The 22,530-nt window shown below is 52.4% G+C and carries 19 protein-coding genes; 5 read left to right on the forward strand and 14 right to left on the reverse strand.

What is annotated here, in order from left to right:
- Positions 1-524: 524 nt before the first annotated feature.
- Complete coding sequence (locus MKY64_RS11065) at positions 525-1,148, reverse strand: lysozyme inhibitor LprI family protein (protein WP_340952943.1); 624 nt, start codon at positions 1,146-1,148, stop codon at positions 525-527.
- A 234-nt stretch (positions 1,149-1,382) separates the two neighbouring features.
- Between MKY64_RS11065 and MKY64_RS11070 the strand changes: the two genes are divergently transcribed.
- Together MKY64_RS11070 and MKY64_RS11075 are read left to right on the forward strand one after the other, a co-directional pair.
- Positions 1,383-2,219, forward strand: a complete 837-nt coding sequence (locus MKY64_RS11070; protein WP_340952946.1) for a TrmB family transcriptional regulator — start codon at positions 1,383-1,385, stop codon at positions 2,217-2,219.
- Complete coding sequence (locus tag MKY64_RS11075; RefSeq protein WP_143803563.1) at positions 2,216-3,466, forward strand: MFS transporter; 1,251 nt, start codon at positions 2,216-2,218, stop codon at positions 3,464-3,466. Before MKY64_RS11070 ends, MKY64_RS11075 begins: the two co-directional genes overlap by 4 nt.
- Before the next feature lie 116 nt (positions 3,467-3,582).
- On the opposite strand, the gene MKY64_RS11080 is transcribed toward MKY64_RS11075, so the two are convergent.
- A complete protein-coding gene (locus MKY64_RS11080) occupies positions 3,583-4,047 on the reverse strand; it encodes a phage tail protein (protein WP_340952949.1) in 465 nt (154 codons plus the stop codon).
- Between the two features lie 25 nt (positions 4,048-4,072).
- Positions 4,073-4,558: a GyrI-like domain-containing protein gene (locus MKY64_RS11085; protein ID WP_340952950.1), complete on the reverse strand. Its 486-nt coding sequence runs from the start codon at positions 4,556-4,558 to the stop codon at positions 4,073-4,075.
- 97 nt (positions 4,559-4,655) lie between these two features.
- On the opposite strand from MKY64_RS11085, the gene MKY64_RS11090 reads away from it, so the two are divergent.
- Positions 4,656-5,618 carry a helix-turn-helix transcriptional regulator gene (locus tag MKY64_RS11090; protein WP_340952953.1) on the forward strand — a complete coding sequence of 321 codons (963 nt, stop codon included), beginning with the start codon at positions 4,656-4,658 and terminating at the stop codon, positions 5,616-5,618.
- Positions 5,619-6,150: 532 nt separating this feature from the next.
- Here MKY64_RS11090 and MKY64_RS11095 read toward each other — a convergent pair.
- Positions 6,151-9,675, reverse strand: a complete 3,525-nt coding sequence (locus tag MKY64_RS11095) for a glycosyl hydrolase 53 family protein (RefSeq protein ID WP_340952955.1) — start codon at positions 9,673-9,675, stop codon at positions 6,151-6,153.
- Positions 9,676-9,884: 209 nt separating this feature from the next.
- Here MKY64_RS11095 and MKY64_RS11100 point away from each other — a divergent pair, with 209 nt between their 5' ends.
- Positions 9,885-11,063 carry a serine hydrolase domain-containing protein gene (locus MKY64_RS11100; RefSeq protein ID WP_340952958.1) on the forward strand — a complete coding sequence of 393 codons (1,179 nt, stop codon included), beginning with the start codon at positions 9,885-9,887 and terminating at the stop codon, positions 11,061-11,063.
- Between the two features lie 203 nt (positions 11,064-11,266).
- On the opposite strand, the gene MKY64_RS11105 is transcribed toward MKY64_RS11100, so the two are convergent.
- The 8 genes from MKY64_RS11105 to MKY64_RS11140 all read right to left on the reverse strand — a co-directional run bounded on the left by MKY64_RS11105 (position 11,267) and on the right by MKY64_RS11140 (position 19,224).
- On the reverse strand, positions 11,267-12,178 hold the full coding sequence (locus MKY64_RS11105) for a glycerophosphodiester phosphodiesterase (RefSeq protein ID WP_340952960.1): 912 nt from the start codon (positions 12,176-12,178) through the stop codon (positions 11,267-11,269).
- Positions 12,179-12,425: 247 nt separating this feature from the next.
- Entirely contained in the window at positions 12,426-13,196 is a 771-nt protein-coding gene (locus MKY64_RS11110) for an endonuclease/exonuclease/phosphatase family protein (RefSeq protein ID WP_340952963.1), read from the reverse strand.
- A gap of 202 nt (positions 13,197-13,398) precedes the next feature.
- On the reverse strand, positions 13,399-14,490 hold the full coding sequence (locus tag MKY64_RS11115; RefSeq protein ID WP_340952966.1) for a PRK06851 family protein: 1,092 nt from the start codon (positions 14,488-14,490) through the stop codon (positions 13,399-13,401).
- 158 nt (positions 14,491-14,648) lie between these two features.
- Positions 14,649-15,359, reverse strand: coding sequence for a Crp/Fnr family transcriptional regulator (locus MKY64_RS11120; protein ID WP_340952967.1), 711 nt, complete (start codon positions 15,357-15,359; stop codon positions 14,649-14,651).
- Positions 15,360-15,406: 47 nt separating this feature from the next.
- Positions 15,407-15,589 (reverse strand): rubredoxin, encoded by a 183-nt coding sequence (gene rd, locus MKY64_RS11125; protein ID WP_340952968.1) that lies wholly within the window; start codon positions 15,587-15,589, stop codon positions 15,407-15,409.
- Between the two features lie 32 nt (positions 15,590-15,621).
- Positions 15,622-16,833, reverse strand: coding sequence for an NAD(P)/FAD-dependent oxidoreductase (locus tag MKY64_RS11130; protein WP_340952969.1), 1,212 nt, complete (start codon positions 16,831-16,833; stop codon positions 15,622-15,624).
- A gap of 16 nt (positions 16,834-16,849) precedes the next feature.
- Positions 16,850-18,088, reverse strand: a complete 1,239-nt coding sequence (locus MKY64_RS11135; protein ID WP_340952972.1) for an FprA family A-type flavoprotein — start codon at positions 18,086-18,088, stop codon at positions 16,850-16,852.
- Positions 18,089-18,519: 431 nt separating this feature from the next.
- Entirely contained in the window at positions 18,520-19,224 is a 705-nt protein-coding gene (locus MKY64_RS11140) for a class I SAM-dependent methyltransferase (protein WP_340952975.1), read from the reverse strand.
- Between the two features lie 206 nt (positions 19,225-19,430).
- On the opposite strand from MKY64_RS11140, the gene MKY64_RS11145 reads away from it, so the two are divergent.
- Positions 19,431-20,579, forward strand: a complete 1,149-nt coding sequence (locus tag MKY64_RS11145; RefSeq protein ID WP_340952977.1) for an epoxide hydrolase family protein — start codon at positions 19,431-19,433, stop codon at positions 20,577-20,579.
- Between the two features lie 89 nt (positions 20,580-20,668).
- Here MKY64_RS11145 and MKY64_RS11150 read toward each other — a convergent pair whose 3' ends face one another.
- Both MKY64_RS11150 and MKY64_RS11155 read right to left on the reverse strand, forming a co-directional pair.
- Entirely contained in the window at positions 20,669-22,105 is a 1,437-nt protein-coding gene (locus MKY64_RS11150) for a M56 family metallopeptidase (RefSeq protein ID WP_340952979.1), read from the reverse strand.
- A 3-nt stretch (positions 22,106-22,108) separates the two neighbouring features.
- Positions 22,109-22,483, reverse strand: a complete 375-nt coding sequence (locus MKY64_RS11155; protein WP_209870719.1) for a BlaI/MecI/CopY family transcriptional regulator — start codon at positions 22,481-22,483, stop codon at positions 22,109-22,111.
- Between the last annotated feature and the right edge of the window lie 47 nt (positions 22,484-22,530).

The raw sequence follows: 22,530 nt of genomic DNA on the forward strand, positions 1-22,530 counted from the left end.
GGGGAAACTTGTGCAGATGCTCTCCTAGTTGTCTTCCAGCTTGAGCTTGAGCGCTCCCGCCTCCTTTCCTGGTAACATTCATATGGAGCGTAACAAATAATAGGGATCCGTTCTGCTCAAAAAAAAGCACTTTCAGCCTAGAATCGACTTTTATGAGGGGCAAGCAAGATTCCAATATGTGCATGTGTAGTGCATTTCGTACAACTAAATCGTATAATTTACCGCCTAATATTCGCTTAACTGCATTCCGTACAATTAAATTTCCTATTTTCCCTGAGTTCCCTCTATTCGGGCAGTTTTAGTTGTATAGACTACAGTTAGAAGAGAAACTCCTTCCTTTTTACTGTTTTTAATTGCACCGAATACACTTATCACCCAATTTCTGCTCCTAACTATCTACTAACTCCTTTTGTGCGGATGCTCTTGTAGTATGATTACCTAATTCACAGGTTCTGTACAGTCACGAAAATGGTCAAAAAACAGCGCAGCGGCCCTCCTTACGAGAGAATCGCTGCGCTCTTTGATTACTTCATATACAACTCCACCAGCTTATAACAACGTTCCTTCGTCTCGGATGCCAAGGTCGCCGCGTACTCCAGCCCCTCCATCGTTCCGCCTTTATATTTGGCAGCCGCTTCCTCTGCGGCCTTATCGCGTTCCTTGATCCAGTTTAGTTGTTCCTCTTTCAGTTTCGCCATATCGGCTTCGGGAAGCTGCACTTTTAGCGCCTGGTAGATTTCATTCAACGCCTTGTCCCAGCGCTCATGCTCCTTGGAAGCGGCTTCCTTCATATCAGTCATGACCCCGCTGTCTGACATTGCCTTCAGATCGCTAAGGCCCTCTTCAATCTTATCCAGCTTGTCAAAATAAGTCTGCCGCTGCGAATCCCCCGCCGCCGCACTGGCCTTCGGCGTGGCTTCCGGTGCGGTTGTCTGCGCTGGTGCCTGTGCCGTAGCTTCCGGTGCAGGCTCTGCGGTAGCCTCAGCTGCCGGTTCCGGCGTGACCTCGGGTGTAACCTCCGGGCTTGCAGTTGCTGCCTGTCCTGTCTCTGGAGTAGCCGCTGTACCGCCATTTGCCGCCCCGTTATTGCCGCAGCCAGCCATTAACAGACTGGAGATGAGCATGGTAGTCAGAATTGCTTTTCGCATAAGTCCTCATCCTGTCATTGGTTTATAGTCGAGACTCTCTTGCATATCGGCTTTTAAAGCCGTCTTGAGAGTTATTACCTGATTTCACCCGACTGTAATCATTTTTATGAGACGCTCGGTGCTGCGGACGGCGGGGAATTGCTGCTTGACAGCACTTTAGGATCAGAGTAGTATTTTGAAATACTTCTACATACAACGAAGCATTACTTACTCTCACAGAAAGGCGGTTCACCCATGATTGAAGCATTACGCAAGCTCGGCTTATCCGATCTGGAAGCCCGCTGTTATCTGGCGCTGCACGGACAGCCGCCCTCCTCGGGCTACGAGGTCGCGAAGCAGGTGTCCGTGTCCCGGTCCAATGTATACGCCGCGCTCCGCAGTCTTGTAGATAAAGGAGTCTGCCGGACAGTCGAAGGCGAGCCGGTGACCTTCGCTGCAATTCCGGTCCGGCAGGTCGTTAAGCTGCTTCAGGCAGAATTTGAGCGCACCGCCCACCTACTGGAGAACGAATTGGGCCACCTGCCTGCTGTACCGCCCTTCTTCAGCAACTGGAAGGGAGATGCTCAGGTGGATCTGGCGGTAAAGCGGCTTGCTGCCAATGCCAGCGCAGAGATTCTGGCAGATATCTGGGCGGAGGATCTGCACCGGATAGAAGACACACTGCTTGCCGCCGAAGAACGGGGCATTGCCGTCCACCTGATGGTGATAGGTGACATACCTACAGCGCTGTCGCGTGTCATTGTGCATAGCGTACCGGCAGGCGGACCGAAGACCGCCCGGAACTTCTCGCTCCTGCTGGATAAGGAGACCTCGCTTCTGGGCAGCTTCACCCGCCATTCGCAGGCTTCGGCGCTGGAGAGCAACCATCCGGCTGTGCTGGATGTGCTTCAGACGTCTTATTATCACGATGTCGTGATGATGCGCATAGAGCAAGATTTCGCCGCGGAGCTGGAGGCGCGTTACGGCAAGAATTACGACTTAATATTCCAGGAACACCCTGAGATGCGCGGGCGGAAGCCGGCCCCCGAATCTGAACCCGATTCTAATCGCTTGGAGGATGACACCCATTGAATACACTGAATACATCGAATGCGAATACTCCACGCTCGTCTGTACTGCATAACCGCTCATTCCTGCGCCTATGGATCGCGCGGATCTTCTCCACCAGTGCCTTCCAGATGCTGTCGGTGGCGATTGGCTGGCAGATGTATGCGCTGACCGGCAGCGCCTACCAGCTTGGACTGGTCGGGCTGGCCCAATTCCTGCCCATGCTGCTGCTGACATTGCCTGCCGGACAGACGGCAGACCGCTATGACCGCCGAACCATTGTGTTCCTGTGCCAGCTTACAGAGTGCCTCATCGTGCTGCTGCTTGTCCTCGGCAGCATTGAAGGCTGGCTCAGCGCTGTCCACCTGCTGGCAGCCGCAGCAGTCCTTGGCGCGTGCCGTACCTTCGAGAGTCCGGCCTCGGCTGCGCTGGTGCCGGACATTGTGGATCGGGAGCAGCTCCCGAAAGCAGCGGCCTGGTCCGCGTCTGCTATGCAGACGGCGATGATCGTCGGCCCGTCCCTCGGGGGTGTCCTCGTGGTCTGGGGTACGGCTGCCGCCTATATCGCCTCGCTTGCCGCGCTGCTGGTATCTACGGTGCTGATCTTCTTCGTCAAGACTGTTCATTTCGTCAAGAAGCTGGACGCGGTCAGCATGGACACCTTCCTCAGCGGCCTGCGGTTTGTCTTCGCCCGCAAGATTATCCTGGGTACAATCTCGCTGGACTTGTTCGCTGTACTTCTTGGCGGGGCTACGGCACTGCTACCGATCTTCGCCGAGGATATTCTGAAGACCGGCTCGCTCGGTCTTGGCCTGCTGCGCTCCGCCCCGGCGGTAGGTGCGATCATCGTCTCACTCATCCTGACCCGCTATTCGGTGGAACGGGCCATCGGCCGGATGCTATTCGCCTCGCTGGTCGTCTTCGCCTTGGCCACGATGCTGTTCGGAATCTCCCACAGCTTCTGGCTGTCATTGTTCGCGCTCGTTCTGATCGGCGGCTCGGATGTCGTGAGTGTCGTTATCCGCTCGACACTGGTACAGGTCAACACGCCGCAGGAGATGCAGGGCCGGGTGAACGCAGTGAATTCGTTATTCATCGGCACCTCGAACCAGCTTGGCGAATTCGAGTCCGGCACGATGGCCGGGCTGGTCGGGGCCGTACCTGCAACCGTGATTGGCGGAGTTGGCACCCTGATCATTACCGTGCTCTGGATGTACCGGTTCTTCCCGGTCCTCCGCACCCAGAAGACGTATACAGCGGAGGAGATTTGAACGATACAAGGGGCTGCCAGATTGGCAGCCCCTCTTTAAGTACTTATATGTTTTGCGGCCCCCGCAAAGGATCTGAATAGACTCCGAAGCTTAACTTCACTTTGTGGGGATTTTTATTAATACTCTCCCTTAATCACAAAAAACGATCCCCGTATTATTCCGGCCAGCTTCGACTTCTGCCGCGCGAACTTGAACTTGTCCGCCAGCTCCTTCGGAATCTCCATCCCCTCCGAGAGTTTGAACCCAACCGCCCGCTTCTTGGGATCATCCACCGTGTACATTACGTTAAGCGCAAGACCATCCTCATAGAAAACGTAGGCGAACCGAATGTTCTCCACCTGAAATTGCGAGGTTTGGAGTGGCTTGGCAGCAAACTCAAGACCCCGCTCCTTGCTCAGAATCCCGTTCACGTAATCCAACGTCTCCTGGCTTTCACTGGCCGGAACGACTGTGAATTCATGCTTATACTTGTTCATGAAATAACGCGCCTCATTCGCACGTAATCCCGCCAGCGCCTCAGCAACCGGAGACGACTCCAGGCCTTGCAAAGACACCTCTTTGAAATCAACTGTGTATGCCATAGTTAGTTATCCTCCATTACGTTACTTAATTTCTTATGACAGGAATCCACATTTCGCCATACAGCGAGCCGTCCCGGCTGCCCATCTCCACAGCGGTATTCGGCCCGCCCACGTAGGCGTATCCTTCTGCTTGCGGCAAAGCTTGTCCGAAGGCCAAGCCCGTCAAAGTATTGCTTAATTCCTCCGTTGTCGCTCCTTCGCCTGCCACTACGAGGTATTCCCCCTTCGGGAATTGAATCACCCGGGCTTCCTGCGGAATCTGTGCGGCTGCACCTGCCATTACCCCGGCATAATGCATCATCTTGCCGTTCACCGCTTCGTTCACCACAAACACATAGTCATTCGCCGCAATCCCTTTTAACAAGTCGAGCCTGCCATCTTCACTGACCGCCTGCCAAAAATCCATCTTCTCCTTATAAATCCCGGCATAATCCGTGTAATCACTCTTAAGATCAACGCCCAGACCAATCACCGTAAAGCTGTCTTTCTCTGCAATAGTATACCCTGCCATTGTCATATCCCGCCTTTATTCATATTTGTGTTCCTCACCTGCTATGTATATGATAACCTTGAACCATGTCAAAAAATGAACCTGTTTAGGAGCCGCCATGAAAAAAGTGGAACGGATCAACATCATCATGCGGTACATTAACAATCGTGCCCATTTTACCCTGACGGAAATCATGCGGGAATTCAATATTTCGCGATCGACCGTCCAGCGGGATATCCGGGAGATCGAGGCGCTCGGGATGCCGCTGGTTGCAGAGGTGGGCCGGGATGGCGGGTATTCCGTTATGCGTAACTCTCTTCTTCCCGTGGTCCGGTTCACGGATAATGAGGTCAAAGCGCTGTTCATTGCCTTCATGGCGACAAGAAACGGCCAGCTTCCTTATCTCAAGAGCCGCCAGTCGCTGACGGAGAAATTGCTGGCGCTCATCTCGGAGAATCAGCAGGAGGAGCTTGTTCTTCTCAATCAGATCCTGCTGTTCGAGGGCACCCACCCGGGCAATCCTGATCTGCTGGACCTGTCCGATCTCCCCCACCCTATGCTGGACAAGCTGATCCGGCTCCTGTTGGCGGACCGTTATCTGTTCATCACCTGCCGGGAAAACCAGAAGGATATCTCTTATGCTGTGTATCTTTTACGTCTCTATCAGCAGAAAAGCCTGTGGCTCATCGAGGGCTTCGACCTGGACGCCTCCAGGAAACGGATCATCCCGGTTGATCAGCTAACTGATGTCATCCCCTACCCGGGCTCCAACAGGCCAAGCTCGAAAAAAATTAAAGAGAAGCTGAGCAAGCAGCAAGTGAAGAACAACCTTGTCCTGGAGCTCGGTCCCCGGGCCATTGCCCAATACCGGAAATATCACCCGTTCAGGGTGACGCTGTCCTATACTAACCCATACCAAACTACCGCAATCCTGAAAATGGAAGTCGAGGTGAACCGCACGGAGGAGCTGAAGGAAGTCACGAATTGGCTGTTATTCCTGGGCGATGACCTTAAGGTGAAGGAAATGCCGGATGAAGTAAGAGCGGAGCTGCAAACGAGGGTATACCTGTATCATCATTAGGAAACGCGCGCCAATGTAATCGGTTTTTCGACTACATTTCGCTCACTCGCCTTTCCGCAACCCAATGTGATCGGTTTTCCGACTACATTTGGCTCGTTCGCCGTCCTGCTGTCCAATGTGATCGGTTTTCCGACTACATTCGCCCGTTCGCCTTCCTGCTGTCCAATGTGATCGGTTTTTCGACTACATTTCGCCCCTTCGCCTTCCTGCCGTCCAATGTGATCGGTTTTTCGACTACATTTCGTCCGTTCGCCTTCCCGCGCTTCAATGTGTTCGGTTTTTCGCATACATTTGGCCCGTTCGCCGTCCCTCGCTTCAATGTGTTCGGTTTAATACGAAAATAAAAGTCGGGATGCGACTGATGCACCCGACTTATTTTCATTCTTGGGGGTGACAAGGCCTCTGTCTTGTCATGCCTGTTTTTCGCATACATTCCGCTCCCCCTTTCGCAACCGCATTTTCCTATACCGTAAAAAAGAGCAGCGCCCCCTTTACAGGAGAATCGCTGCTCTACTTCTACTTATTCTCTTGCTTACAGATTAAGCAGCAAACTCAATACCTTCGCACACTCTGCGCGCGTCGCATTGGCCTGGGGCTTGAAGAATCCGTCCGGAGTCCCCGTGATGAAGCCCAGTGAACCGGCGGCACTCACGGCGTCCTTAGCCCAGCTGTCAATCTTGGCGGCATCGGCAAAAGCAGGCAAGGAACCTGCCGGAGCCTTGCTTCCAGAGCGCAGCTCGTAGGCTCTCACAAGCAGCGTTGCCATCTCTTGCCGCGAAATACGCGACTCGGGGGCGAACTTGCCGGTAGAGTCCCCTTTGACGATTCCGGCTGCAAAAGCGGCGGCCACATCGCCCGAATACCACTTGCTGCTGTCTACGTCAGCGAACGAACGCAGGCCTTCCGCCTTCAGCCCAAGGGCACGGACAAGCATCGTAACGAATTCGGCCCGGGTCACTTCTCTCTTCGGAGCGAAGTGTCCTTCCCGGTCGCCCTCGATAATATGCTTGGCAGCCATCTCTTTTATCACTGAGTAGGCCCAATCCGCCGGAGTCACATCTGCAAAGCTCTTGTCATACTCCAGTACAGCATAATTGCCGGATTGCCGTACCTGTGAAGTCAATACGGACTGTTCTGTGGTTCCGCCTGCATATTCGAGCGTTCCATCATCTGCCGTGGCATACACACCTGCGAGCTTCGGATTGCCGTTCGCTTGAAGCTTCAGGCGAAGACTGACTGGTTCCGTGAACGAGACCAGCGGAGTCTTAACTCCCTGCTGATTCAGCACAGACAGCCTGAGATTGAACATTTCTCCGGCTGTTCTCAGTTCAGCTTCACTCTTCTTATTAGCCTGAAGTATCCAGGCTGTCTTCTGCTCTGTGGAGCTTGGCTCAAGCAGGATAGACATCATCGAGCCCTTCTGCTGCTGTCCTGCCAACGCTTGAAGCTGCTCAAGAACCTTGCCTGGAATCTCTACAGCCACTGTCTTGCCTTCCACCTTCAGAGCGGCTATTCCCTTAAGAGCCGCAGCGTCAGCGGGAATTCTTACTTCGCTCTGCCCTTCAGCCATTGGAATCACAATCTGGTTCTGGGCATTCACCTTCGGCTCAGTTACAGTCAGAATCTCCGGCTGTGGCGTAGCTTGTGGTGCAGCTGAAGCTTGTGCTGTTGCCAGCGTAGCTGTCCAGCCTGAACCGGAGCCCGTTCCTGGTGCCGTAGTCGGGCTTGGTACCGGGCTGGCTTCCGGACTTGTCACCGGCTCCGTTGCCGGAGGCGTTACTGGCTCTGTTACCGGAGGTGTCACCGGCTCTGTTACCGGAGGTGTTACAGGTTCACTTGGTTCATTGGGTTCGCTGGGTTCGCTTGGTTCACTTGGAACCTCAGGTGTAGTTGTGCTATTGCGCACGAAGGTCACCTCTTGCAGATAGCCGTAATGATTATCCGAGTCTGTGAGGACTTTGAAGCCTAGCGATGCGTTGCCGTCTTCCCCAATGTGCACATGCTTTAGCGTCAGAGTCCGGGGCTTCAGCCAGGCGCTGCCTGAATAGGTAACCGGCACCGAATACGTCTGCCCCTCGGAGATCACATACATTACCGAACCGGGAGAAGGTTCACCCTTGTCCCCAAAGATTTTGGCCTGGAGGGTATAGGTTCCGGGCTCCAGTCCGGTCATTTCATGAGTAAGGTTGAAGTTAATCGGCTTGTCATCCCCGTAATCGAAGCCGCCTGAAGCATTGCTGTCTCCGAAGGTAGCGGGCTTGGTGCCGCTCAGATACCAGTCGGACTTAGCGCCGTTCACCGTGAGATTATTGGTGCTGACGGCTCCGGCTTTTTTGACCAGCTTGAAATCATCAATATTCCCCCATTTGTCTCCAGCGTATTTCAGATTAACGCCTAGTGTCAGCGTTCCATCTGTAACTTCAATGGTATCGATGGTTGGATTACTCCATTGCTGCCAGCCTGTGTTGATGAACTGCTGCTTCTGATCGCCCGCAAAAATCTCAGCCGTCTCTTCCCCGCCCCCGCCCGAAACCCAAGCGGATAGCTGATAGGTACCATTTTCAAGTCCGGTGACCGTCTGGGAGATTTGGAATTCCGCAGCCCCTGAGCTCCAGTAGTGCAGTGCAGCCGAACCGGAATGGGCATCTGACTCCACATTGACCGCCGCGCTATCGCCGCTTACGGTCCAGCCGTTCAGCCCGTCCTCGAAGCCTGGATTCTGAATGAAGCTTGTGCTTGGCGAGACTGTGATCTCCGTTGAATCTGTAAATCCGCCGTCATACGTAACCGCAGTTACTGTAGAGGTCCCGGTAGCAAGCCCGGAGATGGTTCCTTTATACTTGTCTACCTTGACGATGGCTTCATCCGAGCTGGTGAAGGTTAGCCCCTTAAAGGTTGCATTCGCCGGGCTGATCGTTGCCTTAACGCTGCCGGTTCCGCCTACTTCCAGGATAGCGGTCTGCTTCTCTACTTTTACCGACTGAACGGGTACCCGGTTGATTGCCGAAGCACCGTCGATAAAAGCATCCATCGCGAAGGAAGGCTTCCCGTCCGGGTTCCAGGCAGACAGCCCATAGCCGAAATAGACGCCCTCGGGTGCCCAATAGAACACACCTGTTCCCTGGCCTCCAGGTACAGCCTTCACGCCATCCTGCACAGCAACTAGCATGTTGTATACATTATCCACATTCTTGCTCACATCGCCGCCAACCTCGACGACCATGACCTCCTTGCCATATTTTGCAGCCAGAAGATTCATGTTGGAGGATAGTTCATTAATAGAAGAAGTGTAGATAGAATCCGGGTAATAAGATAACCCGATAATGTCATAATCACTGTCCTTAAGACCCGCCTCGATCAGACCTGCATAGAACGGATCTACACCGGTGTTTGCCCCGTTGGCTCTATGAATAATGATTTTGGTCTCAGGAAAAACAGCCTTGGCCGCATGTGATCCCGCCTGGATCAATTCCACCAGATTCGCAGTATTGCTATAGCTGCCCAGCGGATGCATCATCCCGTTATTAATCTCATTACCAATCTGCACCCACTCGGGGGTTACCCCCGCAGTCTTCAGCGCTTGCATCACCTCTGTGGTATACTCCGAGACATGTGCTTTGAGCTGCTCCAGATTATCACTGGCCCAAGCGGCCGGAGTAACCTGCTTCCCGGGATCGGCCCAGGAATCACTGTAGTGCAGATCGACCATCACCCTGAAGCCGAGAGCGCTTACACGGGAGGCCAGCATAACCATCTCTTCAGTGCTGTTATGGCCGTTGATCGGATCATCGGATGGATTGACGAAAGCCCGGAGGCGTATCGAATCGATTCCGTGATCTTTTAGAATCTGGAGCAGGTCCTCCTCGTCTCCCTGATCGTTATAGAATTTGTAGCCCTCAGCTTCCATTTGCGGCAGCCAGCTGACATCTGCGCCCTTAGCGAAGGATTGCGGAATCGGAACCGCTCCAGCTTGTGCCGGTAATCCAAGTGCAGTCAGCGACATGATTAGCATTGTAAAAGTAAGAACCGCCGCAAGCCATCTTGTTCTCTTTTTCAAAATATTCCCTCCCTGTATTAGTCTCTCCGTTAGTATAGATGACCAGGAAGGTAACATTAAATTAAGCGAAGCAACGAAAAACTATACTTATTCAATTTTTTCACTGAAATGCGCTTACATTTCACTCTGAAAGACGTATAATATTCTCTATGTGAAATGCTATTCACCCTGGAATATAGATAACGGATCATACCAAAGGAGACCTAGAGATGCTGGATTCAAACACTACCCGTCTAATCACCAAAGCGCTGAGCGCAAGCATTGCCAATAAGGAAATCGCCGGTGCGAACTTCATGGTGATTCAGGACGGACAAGAAAGCTGGTATCACGAAGACGGCTATGCCGATATTGAAGCTGGACGCAAAATGTCCAGAGATTCGATCTTCCGCCTCTACTCGATGACGAAGCCGGTTACTGCCGCAGCCGTTATGCTGCTCCTGGAGCGCGGGGAGATCGACCTGTTCGATCCGGTCAGCCAGTACATACCTGGATTTAAAAATCAGAAGGTGGGAAAGAACGGCGAGCTTGTGCCCGTAACTCGTGAGGTTGATATTAACGACCTGCTGAACATGACCTCCGGTCTGGTCTACGGAGGAGCCGACGACCTGGCGGGTCAGTATGCGGAGGCGTTGTACCAGGAACTGAACAACCGCCTGCTTGGAACGAACCCGATGAGCACCCTGGAATTCGCTAACCGGCTGGGTGAAGGCCCGCTGGCCTTCGAGCCGGGAACCTCCTGGCAGTATGGAACCTCTGCGGATGTTCTCGGTGCATTAGTTGAAGTCGTCAGCGGCATGCGGTACGGCGAATTCCTGCAGCAGGAGATCTTCGGTCCGCTGCGAATGAACGATACCGGCTTTTGGCTGCCCGAAGACAAGAGAGAGCGGCTGGCCTCTGTCTACCAGGGTGATGGTGAAGGCGGATTGATACCCTTTTCGGAGAGTCCTCTGGGCGTTAATCATCATATGGACCGGAAGGCGGCTTACGAGGCAGGCGGAGCCGGGCTGGTCTCGACGATTGAGGATGCTGCCAAATTCACCACCATGCTGATGAATCAGGGCAGCTTGAACGGGGTGCAGTTGCTGAAGCCCCGCACCGTTCAGTTTATGACCTCGGCCAGCTTGACCAGCCCGCAGCAGCAAGGCTTCAATCCCTGGCATTCGCTGCAAGGCTACAGCTACGGCAATCAGATGCGCATCCTGACCGATCCGGGTCAAGCCGGAGGGCTCGGCAGCCTGGGAGAATACGGCTGGGACGGCTGGCTGGGAGCTTATTTTGCCAATTGTCCGCTGGAACGTCTGACCATCCTGTTCATGATCCAGAGAAAGGACTCCGGTACCCTGCCCATTACACGCAAGCTGCGGAACATCGTGTTGAGTGCATTTTAAGCACAACAAGTGGAAACGGCATTGCCGTCCTTTTAAAGGACGGTACCGTTTCAGCGAGAAATAGAAGGATAATTTATCGTGTGCAACCTATAAATTCTTATATTTCGTTAAGGGTCCAGTCTTTATCCGGTATCGGACAAGAACTGGACCCTTTTTCTGGCCTTTTATAGTAAATAAACGGGCTGTTCTCCCATCCTCCACTCCTACCATTTGGCATTTGCCCTGTTGGCGGCAATCACTTCAAGGAAGCGGTCTGGATAATTCGTATGCACTCCGTCTACTCCCCAGGAGTAGGCTTTATCCATGTTGAGCTGGTAGTTCACCGTATAAGGGATGATCTTGAGCCCCGCCCTCTTCACCTGAGCTACATAAGCCGCGCTAATTCCCTGGAAATTCGGGCTGATGCCTACGGCATAGGTCTTCACGGTATCCAGATAGGACTGAGTCACCCTCGTAGCCGCATAATCATTCCATACCAGCTGGTATAGCGGAATATCCGGGTTAATCGCATGAAGCTGCCGCAGACTGGCTGCGCTGAAGGAGTGAACGGACACCCTTTTGGCGAGATCATATTTCAATATCGTATCATTCAGGATCGCTTCGATCCCGAACTTCGATGCAGGCTCCTTGATTTCGATCATATAGTTGATGTCCTTGCCGAATGTCTCGAATACTTCTTCAAGCGTTGGGACGGTAAGCCCTGTGTATAGATCTCTGGCGAACATCGGGTAGTCCTGATTGAACCAAGAGCCTGCATCGAGCTGCCTGATCTGCTCCAGGGTCATATTTTTCACAAAACCTTTGCCGCTCGTGGTACGGTTAACCGTCTCGTCATGAATCACAACAGGAATCAGGTCCTTGGTCAAATGAATATCGAGCTCAATCGAGTCGGCACCCATCTCACGTGCCAGCTCAAAGGCCGGTATCGTGTTCTCGGGAGCATAACCGGATGCGCCGCGATGGGCAATCGTATAGACTTTGTCCGCCGGCTCGATCATCTCCTTCACCTTCACCCGGATGACCGGAGAATACGCGTACAGTGTGGAGAACAAGGAAATACACAATACAATGTGCAATCCGATAAAATAACCCTTATGTCTGAATATCTTCGTCATGCTGTTGTCCCCATTTGTGTGTAATAATAAGATACTCTATTCAAAATGGGCTAGCCGTGACTCCTCAGAGTGTTTGGGCTTCCATCATGAAGCTTATCTATCGTATCAGACATTTATCGCCTAAACAATCCACTGCCCCCATATCTCCATGTAACACAAAGAAACCAGCCCCCTTGAGGTCCGGTTTCTTTGTGTTGGGGGAACAGGCTCTGCCAGCTCCCGAGTCACTGCGCTGAGTTTCGCCTCATTAGATTTCCAGAGTTGCTGTAACAGGATAATGATCCGAAGGGTATTTCCGGTCGAAGCTGTCGGTTACCGTCCGGGTCTTCAGTACCTTCACCTGCTTGTCCGTAAAAATATAATCGATCTCCTCAAGCTCATCCCACGGAATATCGTAGCGGAAACCTGTGAATGTTCCCCAGGGGCCATAATGGGCATCATTCGCTCTGCGGGTATCGGTCAGCTGCGCTGTAATCTCCCGGTAGCATCGTTCGTCCGGTATAGCATTGAAATCCCCTGTCAACACAACCGGCAGATTCCCGCCCTGATTACGAATCCAGTCCAGAATCATCAGCGCACCGTGGTATCTGGCTTCCTCGCTGATATGGTCCAAATGGGTATTCACAAAGTGAATCCGGTTTCCGTTTCTTGTGTCCTGCAGCCTCACCCAGGTGCAGATCCGGTTGTAATCAGAGCCCCAGGACTTGGACGGAACCTCCGGCGTCTCCGACAGCCAGAAGGTGCCTCCGGCTTCCTTGGTGAATACCGACTTGTTATAAAAAACCGGGCAGTGCTCGCTCTCAGGATCATGATCACGGCTGATGCCTTCCACCTCATAGTCCTCAAGTGCCGCCAGATCCCTCAGCTGATTGCCCCGCGCCTCCTGCAGTCCGAACACGTCCCAGCGGTAATGCCTGATCAGTCGCAGCATATGCTCCTTGCGGAATGCCCAGCCGTTCTCTCCGTCTGACGGAATATCCAGGCGGATATTAAAGGAAGCCATTTCGTAAGTACTCATCGCTGTTCTCTCCTCCATAAAATGTAGTCGTTTTAATTTCTCACACTGTTACATATTGAAGTCTATAATTCTTCTGGACGATGCGCAACCGCGTATTCCGGGCAAAAGGCACCGCACCCTTAATAAGCCTTGGGGCTTACTCTACGGATGGCAAGTGCCTCCGCCGAGTAAGCCCCAAAGCTGGTTCGGATCATTGTAAGAGCTAAGCCAACATACTTGCCAGTTCAGCGGAAATCCGGTTTCTGGCCGTATCCACCACGCTAAAATCCATTGCTTCGATATAAATTTCCTTTAATTCATCCCGGTGCACCTTGGCCTCTGCCAGAGCGGCTATTGCCGTTTTCATTGTGGCCTTATATTGTGCGCTTATTTCCTCCAGCGGTCCGGCGAGGCGCTCATCCGTTCCCGGTGCAATAACAGCTTCATACGTATCGATGATTACGTCTCCTTCCCGCTCCGGATAATATTCATGCGGGCTGGTGCTGTCAAAGACCGCAAAATCAAGCTCACGCACAATAACCATATCCAGACTGTGGGGATCGAATCCGCAATGATAGATTTCCGTATCAAAGCCCCTCTTCTCCGCCTCGGCGGCGATTTTGCGGAGTATGGTTGATTTGCCTGTTCCGGCCCGGCCTTTGAGGAAGAAGCGTCTGGATAGCCCTTCGGTCAAATTAGGTACAAAGTCAACCGATCCTGCCGGCGTTGCTGCGCCCAGAAACCGGTGCTTCACATCAGCATGCCTCTGAAGCTGCGCTTCGCCAAACAACTGTTCCAGCATCCGGGCCGTTAATTGATTCGCCTGGCCGAAGTCCATATGCTCGAAGTACATCTTTTCCCATTTGTCATGAATGTTCAGAGCCACCGCAAATCTGCTGTACGCCGCCGCATAGGCACCAGCAACCTTCTGATTGATCTCCTCAATGCTCTCCCTTTGGCTGGTAAGTGCTGCCGAGTCCCACGCTTCCCCCAGGTTCACGTATTCCCGGGCCGCTCCGGGAGCCTTGGGCTCGATCACATGGGGCGCCGTCCCGTCAACAATGCCCACGCCAAGCGCCGGAATAATGACCCCGTCAATGGAATCCTTATCGGATGAACAATGAATCAGCTCAATAGGATATCCCCGCTCCGCCCATTCCGCGCCGATTGCTTTCATCAGCGAGGATTTGCCGGTACCGGGACCGCCTTTCAAGATGAATATCCTCCGGAGCCCTTGAAGATTCGATTCGAACAAACTGAAGTAGCCAAGAGCCGTATTCCCGTCTGCAAAATATCTTAATATCCCCGCAGCCATACACCCACTTCCTTTCCCTTTGTCGCTTGGTAGGCTTATAACCATACAATATGCGTCAGGTATTTGTAAGGTTCCAGCAGCGGGGGAATTAACATCCACTCAAAATGAAAACGGCATCCCCATCATATTATGACAGGAATGCCGCTCTTCTATATCGCCTAAATACCCATATATTTCTCCACACCAGCCAGGTCCATGACGACCATCTGCTTGTTGCCGATCAGCTTGATCAGGCCGGAGTCCTCGAATCGGGAGAACTTCCTGCTGATGGTCTCGCGGGTCACTCCGACATAACTGGCCAGCCCTTCGCGGGACAGCGGCAGGTCGATATGTACGCGTCCGCCGCGCGGCTTGCCGTATTTCTCACTCAGCTCCATGATCATATAAGCGATCCGGATTTCCGGGTCCTTGGTCGCCAGGCTCTGTGCCAGATTCTCGGTGTGGGCAAGGCGTTTGGTTAAGCTTTTGAGCAGACGCAGGGAGATGTCGGGGTTCTCGGTCATTAGCTGCTCCATATCGCTGCGGGTCAGCAGGCAGATATGGGTGTCTTTCAGCGCATACGCACTGAAGTTGCTAAGCTCATCGCTGTTGAAGATACTAAGTTCCCCGAAGAAATCCCCGTTCGTCAGGATGTGTAAAATCTGTTCCTTCCCTTCGGGCGTGAGCTTGGATAATTTCACATGTCCCTGCTGAATAATGTACAGCGTATCGGACGGCGCGCCTTCGAGAATGAGCGGCTGTCCCTTAGTGAATTTGCGGTGCTTAATCATCGCGCTGATCCGGGTAAGATCCTCATCGGTCAGCGCGGCAAAAATCGGTACCTTGCGTGTACAAGGTTCTGCGGCGTGCTGGCAGGAATGCTCTTTCATACCGATTCCCCCTGTAATGTGAAATGTGAAGCCTTAGCCTTAATCCTCTAATGAGCCATTGTATTCTTCTCTTCGACAGGTACGAAATGGCTGGTGTCCTCACCGCAGACCGGACAGACCCAATCCTCCGGCAGATCCTCGAACGCTGTTCCAGCCGCTACATCCTCATCAGGATCGCCTACCGCCGGGTTGTAGATGTAGCCACAAGGGGTACAGATATATTTTTTCATCGTAATCAGCTCCTGTTATTGTGGTTAGTGAATTAATTCAATACAGCCTGCGCTTCCGCTATAATGTCTTCGATGCTCTTGCCGTCAGCACTTCCGCTCAGCCGGACGCCTTGCTCAACAGCCGCCTTGTAAGCCAGCGAAGCCGCAGCACCCTGCCAGGACAACGCCCCTTCAATGACATGATCCTTCACAAAAATCCGTGTATACGCCCCATTCTCTTCACCGCATACCGACTCATCGCAATTCCGCTCATCGGTGTTGCCGATGGAGAACAAGGACACCCCGAACGCATTGAACAGGGTCACCGGAACCGCTCTGCGGTATACACTCCGGGCTTCAGCCATATTGCTCCCTGCGATCTTGCCCTGTTCCATCGCTCCGCCCCACAGGCCTTCCACCAGCCCACCGAACTCGGCAACGTCACCCGCTGCATAGATATTCGGAGCACTTGTCTGCAGATGTTCGTCCACAATAATGCCGCTGCGGACCTCAATCTCCGATCCGTCTACCAGAGCAGTATTCGGAACAATCCCAATGGAGTAGACCACGTGGTCACAAGGGAAGTTCGTGCCGTCACTAAGCGTAACCCCGGTGACATACTCTATCCCCTCTATGGAAGCCACACCCGCTTGAAGAATCACCTTCACCCCGGATTGTTCAAGGGTTTCTTGCAGATGCTTGGAAGAGTAGCTGTCGAGCTGTCTGCCCATCAGAGCAGGTGCGTATTCAACCACAGTCACCGTATACCCTGCATCGTGAAGCGCCCAGGCGGTCTCAATTCCCTGCACCCCTCCGCCGATGACGGTTACGCGGCTGTCTTCCTTAAGGCTGTCCTTCAGCCGGTCTGCGTCAGCCAGATCCCGGATGCTGTGTACGTTGGCCAGGGCCGCACCCTGGATGGTTAATGCGCGGTTCTTCGCCCCCATGCAGAGCAGCAGCTTATGGTATTCCACACACTGGCCGCTCTCTGTCTCTACCGTCTGGCGCTCCGGGTGGATGGACACGATGCGGGTGGATGACTGCACGGTGATGCGGTTATCGTGGTACCATTTCTCCTTCTTGATCAGAACCTTCTCGCTGTGCAGGTCGGTGAACAGGCCCTTGGTCAGCTTGATCCGGTTATACGGCAGGCCGCTCTCTTCCCCGATGATTGAGATTTCCGAATCCGCGTCCTGATCGCGGATGGCTTTGGCGGCATGAACGGCGGTTACACCGCCCCCAACGATTACGTAATGCTTCGTCATGTTCGCTTCCTCCTCCCTAGATTGAACTGAGCAGCAGATCCGAGACAAATTCGGTTGCATGCTTAATCTTCTGGACCTTCTCAGGCTCTCTTGGGGAGAATCTCACCCGGACGGGGAACTCCACATGGGTCATGCCGGTGGTTTTGATAACCTCAGAGGTGCTCTGTACAGCCATGTTCGTTCCGTTCAGGTAATCCTGAATGACTTCGATCGCTTCTCCGCTCCAGCCGTAGGAGCCGAACGCCGTAGCCAGCTTACCTTCCAGATTCATCTCCTGCATGCCCTTCAGTACTTCTTCCAGGTTGCCGATCATATCCGCATACTTCGTGGAGCTGCCGATGAAGACGGCGTCTGCTGATTCGATGCTGCGCAGGATGTCTGCGGTGCTGCTTTTATCTGCGTTCCAGACTTCTGTCTCAATATTGTTCTCCTTCAGGCAATTCTCAATGATCGCAGCCATCTTCTTTGTGCTGTTCTTGATGGTGGTATAGACAATGACAGCCTTCTTGCCCTGGGTGGTCTCCCGGCTCATTGTGGCATACAGCCCGATGAACTTAGGAATGTCCTCGCGGATCAGGAACCCGTGGGAGGGTGCAATCATACGGATCTCCAGATCCTTCACGGCTTCCAGCAGCGTTCTTACATATCTTCTGTGCGGGTGGATAATCGCTGCATAATAGCCTTTGTAATCTTCAGTGATATCGAAGCCAGCTTCATCGCTGAACAGATGCTCAGCTGCCACATGCGTACTGAAAATATCGCAGGGGAACAGGATCTTGTCTTCCACACAGTACGTAATCATCGTCTCTGCGGTGTGGAGGTACGGCGTTTCTTTGAACAGCAGGGTTTTGCCGCCGATATCCAGGGTGTCTCCGTCCTTCACCACCAGGAAGTTGCGGCTGTGCAGCTTATACATCTCCTGCAGCTCCGGTACAGCGATCTCGGTGCAGACAATCGTAGCATTCAGTGCCTGTGCGGCCAGTGCCGCCAGTCCGCCGGAGTGGTCAGGCTCGGTATGGTTAATGACGATGTAGTGAATATCCATAAGATCAATCATTCCGGCGAGACACTCGGCATATTCGCGGCCGAATTCCATATCCACCGTATCGATTACGGTCGGCTTGCCGGTTTTGAGGAGATAAGAATTATAGGTGGTGCCTTTGGCGAGAATCAGGCGGTGGAACGGGACTTCACGGTTGTCTATTTTGCCTACCCAGTGGATGCCTTCGGCGATTTGTCTGGTTTGTGTACTCATTTGTATTAGCCTCCAATATTTGATTGATAATCCTTATCAGCAACCTCATTCTATTACGCCAGCTGCTTAAAAAGGAGGATTCAAATCAAATTTCGGAAGTTTGTGAAAGCTTTCGTTTGGCCTACTCTAAATGTAGCCGATTCCACAGAAGAAGGGGTGCGTGTGGTCACAGGCGGGGAGGAAAAATCTAATTTAAGTGGATTTGAGCAACTGCTTGCTTCAAATTAAAACTCAAAGCTTGGTCGTCGCTGCGGTGAACATTTGGCCCTCCGGCCGCTGTTGTATTAGGATTTCCTGATTGAAACCGCTCCTCGCGGTAGAAATCCAAATACAAAGGCGGACGCTACCGCTCCTCCAGTTCCAAATTTCCCCTCCGCTTCTTTTTGCTTTTTGCTATCATAACTTATCAAAAAAAGCCGATCTCTATAAGATCAGCTTTTCTTGGCAACAAAGGTTATGCAATCAGAGGTCAGCTTGACGGGCTGCCCGTCTCTGTTAATCTCAAATGCTAAGGGTTTTACGATCAGCTGCTCTATCTTCCATCCGGCAAACTGCTGTTTCAAAAGGTCAATCATTCTTTCAGTAGACAGATTTACTTCAAACATGGGGTCCAGCTCTTGCTTATTCTCTAGAAGCATTTCCCGAATATTGGACGCGATAATAATGCAATTCGCCCCGCCCGCTCTTGTCCCGGCATTCATTTCACTCAGTTTCTGCTCCAGTACCTGTGCCGAGCTCACATGTTCTAATGAAGATACTGCTACGATAATATCATACTCATCTGGCTCAATAGAAAAGTGTTCAATATCAGATAGAATGGGTACAATGTAAGACTCGACACCGAACTGCTGACTGTAACTCATCAGCTTCGCTGTGGCTGATTCCAGCAGGTCTACACATACCACTTTTCCATTCCTAGGCTTAATCGATTCAGCAATCGGAATGCTGTTCCGGCCAACCCCAGCTCCCAGATCCAGTATGCTTATGTATTCTTGATCCTTATACTGATTAATAAGATTAATAACTGTAGTAACGGGTTTGTGCAGCCAGGAGCCTGGCTCGAATAGCTTGCTGCTCTCGTAACATTGATCATGATATTTCTTCTCTTCCACTCTTATATTGGTTATTCTATCCATTCCCTCACCTCGTAATCTTTGATTCCGTCCACAAAGTAATTCTCCAGTGAAGAGTATTTCCCCTCCGCCAGTTTTAATATTTTTGGATATTCAAACTATAGAGGAGGTATATTTCGGATTCGTTTCATTCCTATGTAACACAACTTCAGGTGGTATAATTGAAGTATCGATGGTACTGAAGTTATTCCACTTAAGGAGCGATTGTAATGACAGTTGAACGTTATCAAATTCATGTTGCCGATGAAGTCCTGGAGGATCTGAAATACAGACTTGGGCATGTCCGCTGGCCCGGCTTGTTCGAGGAATCTGAATGGGACCGGGGTACAGATCAGACATATTTGAAGTCTCTTATTGCCTATTGGCGGGATCAGTTCGATTGGCGGGCCCGGGAAGCGGAGCTGAACAAGCTGGCGCATTACCGCTGCAAGGTGGAAGGGCTAGATATTCATTTTGTGCATGAACGCGGCAAAGGTCCTAATCCCCACCCGCTGATCCTCACCCATGGCTGGCCGGACAGCTTCTTGCGTTACGAGAAGATTATTCCCATGCTTACAGATCCGGCGAGCTACGGCGGGAATCCCGAAGATTCCTTCGATGTCATTATCCCTTCTGTCCCCGGGTTCGGCTTCTCAAATGGACTGCAGCGTAAAGGAATTAACAATTCCAACATAGCCGGGCTATGGGCCACATTAATGACCGAGCATCTCGGCTACAGCAAGTTTGCTGCGGCAGGCGGTGATGTCGGCTCCGGTGTAACCCGGTATCTGGCTTTTAATCGCCCGGAGCTGCTAAGCGGAATTCACCTTACCGACATCGGTCTGATCAAGAATCTGCTGGCGGTGCAGGATAAGTCGGGGCTGACGGAAGAGGAACAATTGTATATCCGAAACACCTCACAATGGATCTCCGAGGAAGGCGGATATATGCAGATTCAGTCGACGAAGCCGCAAACGATTGCTTACGGGCTTACCGACTCCCCTGTGGGTCTGGCGGCTTGGATCATCGAGAAATTCCGGGCATGGAGTGATTGCAAGGGCGATCTGCGGCAGAGCTTCAGCGAGGATGAGTTACTTACGAATATTATGATTTATTGGATTACAAATACGGCAGGCTCGTCCGCGAATTTGTATTATGAGAATACACATACTTTGCCGCCTTTGGGGGCGATTAAGGTGCCTACAGCGGTAGCGCTATACCCTGGGGATGTCTGTCTGCCGCCCAGAGCCTGGGCTGAACGCAATCTGAATATTACACGGTGGACCACGATGCCCCGCGGCGGACATTTCACAGCTATGGAAGATCCGGGACCGCTGGCGAATGACATCCGTGAATTCTTTAGACCTTTAAGGGATTAGAACGTGTTTGTGAAAAAAACAGGGGCAGCCTCCGCTTGGGAAGATGCCCCTGGCTGTGAAGATATACCGGCAGGTTGAATGCAGGATGTTTACTTTGCCGGTGCTGGAACGCTCTCTGCAGGAGCCGGCACCAGCTCGGGAAGTGCCTCTACAATGGCCTCTTCTTGGTCAGGGACTGGTGCAGGGACAAGCCCGGAACCAGATTTGGCAGTGCTTGCTTTCGGCATCGTTACGGGAGCACTTTCATCTGGGGCTGCTACAAGCTCAGGCAGCGGCTGGGCAATTATCTCTGCTTGAGCAGATCCTGGAGACTGCTCAGCGGGAACTGTTGCAGAATCAGCAGATTCAGCTGGCCCGGCAACAAGTTGTCCTACTTTATATTCTTGGGCGGGGATGGTGCTGCTCTCGGCAGGCTGGGTACCAGATACTTTGGCAGGTTCGGTTATTTTACCTTCGGGCACTGTAGAAGCCGCAATCTCGGAAGCGGCATTATCAGAAGAAGTATACTCCGAGTCGGCGACTACTTGCGGTGTCATCTTGGAGGCCAATGCCGCCGTAGAGGTGCCGATCCCTGCAATTAACAGGGCTGCGGTAACCGATAGGAAGAGGGTCTGTCTGTTTAGTTTTTTGACGTTAAGCATATGGGTTAATCTCCTTTGTAATTGTTTGCCGTCACCGGATAATGAGGCGTAGAAAGCTCCGGGTTGACTGGTGGGCCCTGCCATGACATTCAGAATCGTCCCGCCGTAACGTTTGCGGTCGGCATGAGACATCTCTTGCACCACTTCCTGATCACAGGTCAGCTCGCTCCAGGTATGAAGCTCATGACGGACCGTATGAACCAGCGGATTGTACCAGTGCAAGGTACGGACGAATAGCAATGCAGCCTTGATCCACAGATCCTTCCGCTTCAGATGAACCAATTCATGGCGCAGGACCATCTCCATATCCAGATTGGCATGACTCTGTATAGGCAAATAGATCGACGGTCTCCATAGACCGGCCAGAAAAGGACTGCGTGCGACAGAACTGTACGCGAGCTTCACGCTACATGTGAGGCCAAGCTCCTCCTTGATGCTCCTTAGCATCTTGGCTGGCTCACTATTCTCCGGTACCATGGTACGGTTACGCTTAAGTACTCTCGTAAACCTGCGGTACGCATACCCTTGCCAGGCGGCAAAAATGATGGCACCTGCTGCCCAGATCCCTAACAGGATATATGCGGTACTTGCGGTAAGGGCTAGAGCAGGCTGCAGAGATTCCGCTACATCCCCAGTTAGCCCCCCACTCTGGAGATTCTGTACACTTGTGGCTACACGCGGCGCGCTTAGGTGTTGGGATAACCACGGCAGGATCAGAGCTATAGGGAATAAATAAAAGACTAAGGCCAGCTTAATGAGTCCGTAACGCCATGGGGCCGGGAAATGTCCGGTCGATAACCTCCCCAGTGCGTAGATGCTGATGGTTACTACACTTCCGGCAACGGTTAGTGAAATCAGAAGATTCAGCAGAGTGTTCATCGTCATCACCTACTTTTCCGAGAACCATTGCTTCAGCTCGTCAATATCCTGGTCCGACAGCTTGTCGCCGTCATACATGGCGGAGATCAGGTTCTTGACCGAACCCTGATACAGCCCGTCCAGGACATGCTGAGTCTCCACCAGCTTATAGTCCTCAGGCGAAATGCCGGGCACATATTTGTTCAGCCGCCCATGCCGGGTAGCCGTCAGAAACCCCTTATCCACTAACCGTGACAAAAAGGTAGATATCGTCTGCGCCTTCCAGTCCCTTCCCTTATGCGCGAACAGGTTCAGCAGCTCCGTTGAAGTAACTGGCGGCGTACTCGCCCAAATGGCTTCCATTAACTCTAACTCTGTATCCGATAGCTTCTGAATCTTGTTCACCGTGAACACCTCATATGTCTGTTATGCGTCCATAACATTATTACTAC

The sequence above is a fragment of the Paenibacillus sp. FSL R7-0210 genome (genome assembly GCF_038009085.1).
GTDB classification, from domain to species: domain Bacteria; phylum Bacillota; class Bacilli; order Paenibacillales; family Paenibacillaceae; genus Paenibacillus_AQ; species Paenibacillus_AQ silagei.

Coding starts and splice junctions, on each gene's coding strand:
- MKY64_RS11115 (WP_340952966.1), bottom strand. CDS start 14,490: ATGGCTGCGGGGATATTAAGATATTTTGCAGACGGGAATACGGCTCTT.
- MKY64_RS11130 (WP_340952969.1), bottom strand. CDS start 16,833: ATGACGAAGCATTACGTAATCGTTGGGGGCGGTGTAACCGCCGTTCAT.
- MKY64_RS11090 (WP_340952953.1), top strand. CDS start 4,656: ATGAAAAAAGTGGAACGGATCAACATCATCATGCGGTACATTAACAAT.
- MKY64_RS11140 (WP_340952975.1), bottom strand. CDS start 19,224: ATGGATAGAATAACCAATATAAGAGTGGAAGAGAAGAAATATCATGAT.
- MKY64_RS11085 (WP_340952950.1), bottom strand. CDS start 4,558: ATGGCAGGGTATACTATTGCAGAGAAAGACAGCTTTACGGTGATTGGT.
- MKY64_RS11105 (WP_340952960.1), bottom strand. CDS start 12,178: ATGACGAAGATATTCAGACATAAGGGTTATTTTATCGGATTGCACATT.
- MKY64_RS11145 (WP_340952977.1), top strand. CDS start 19,431: ATGACAGTTGAACGTTATCAAATTCATGTTGCCGATGAAGTCCTGGAG.
- MKY64_RS11110 (WP_340952963.1), bottom strand. CDS start 13,196: ATGAGTACTTACGAAATGGCTTCCTTTAATATCCGCCTGGATATTCCG.
- MKY64_RS11070 (WP_340952946.1), top strand. CDS start 1,383: ATGATTGAAGCATTACGCAAGCTCGGCTTATCCGATCTGGAAGCCCGC.
- MKY64_RS11100 (WP_340952958.1), top strand. CDS start 9,885: ATGCTGGATTCAAACACTACCCGTCTAATCACCAAAGCGCTGAGCGCA.
- MKY64_RS11150 (WP_340952979.1), bottom strand. CDS start 22,105: ATGACGATGAACACTCTGCTGAATCTTCTGATTTCACTAACCGTTGCC.
- rd (WP_340952968.1), bottom strand. CDS start 15,589: ATGAAAAAATATATCTGTACCCCTTGTGGCTACATCTACAACCCGGCG.
- MKY64_RS11065 (WP_340952943.1), bottom strand. CDS start 1,148: ATGCGAAAAGCAATTCTGACTACCATGCTCATCTCCAGTCTGTTAATG.
- MKY64_RS11135 (WP_340952972.1), bottom strand. CDS start 18,088: ATGAGTACACAAACCAGACAAATCGCCGAAGGCATCCACTGGGTAGGC.
- MKY64_RS11120 (WP_340952967.1), bottom strand. CDS start 15,359: ATGAAAGAGCATTCCTGCCAGCACGCCGCAGAACCTTGTACACGCAAG.
- MKY64_RS11080 (WP_340952949.1), bottom strand. CDS start 4,047: ATGGCATACACAGTTGATTTCAAAGAGGTGTCTTTGCAAGGCCTGGAG.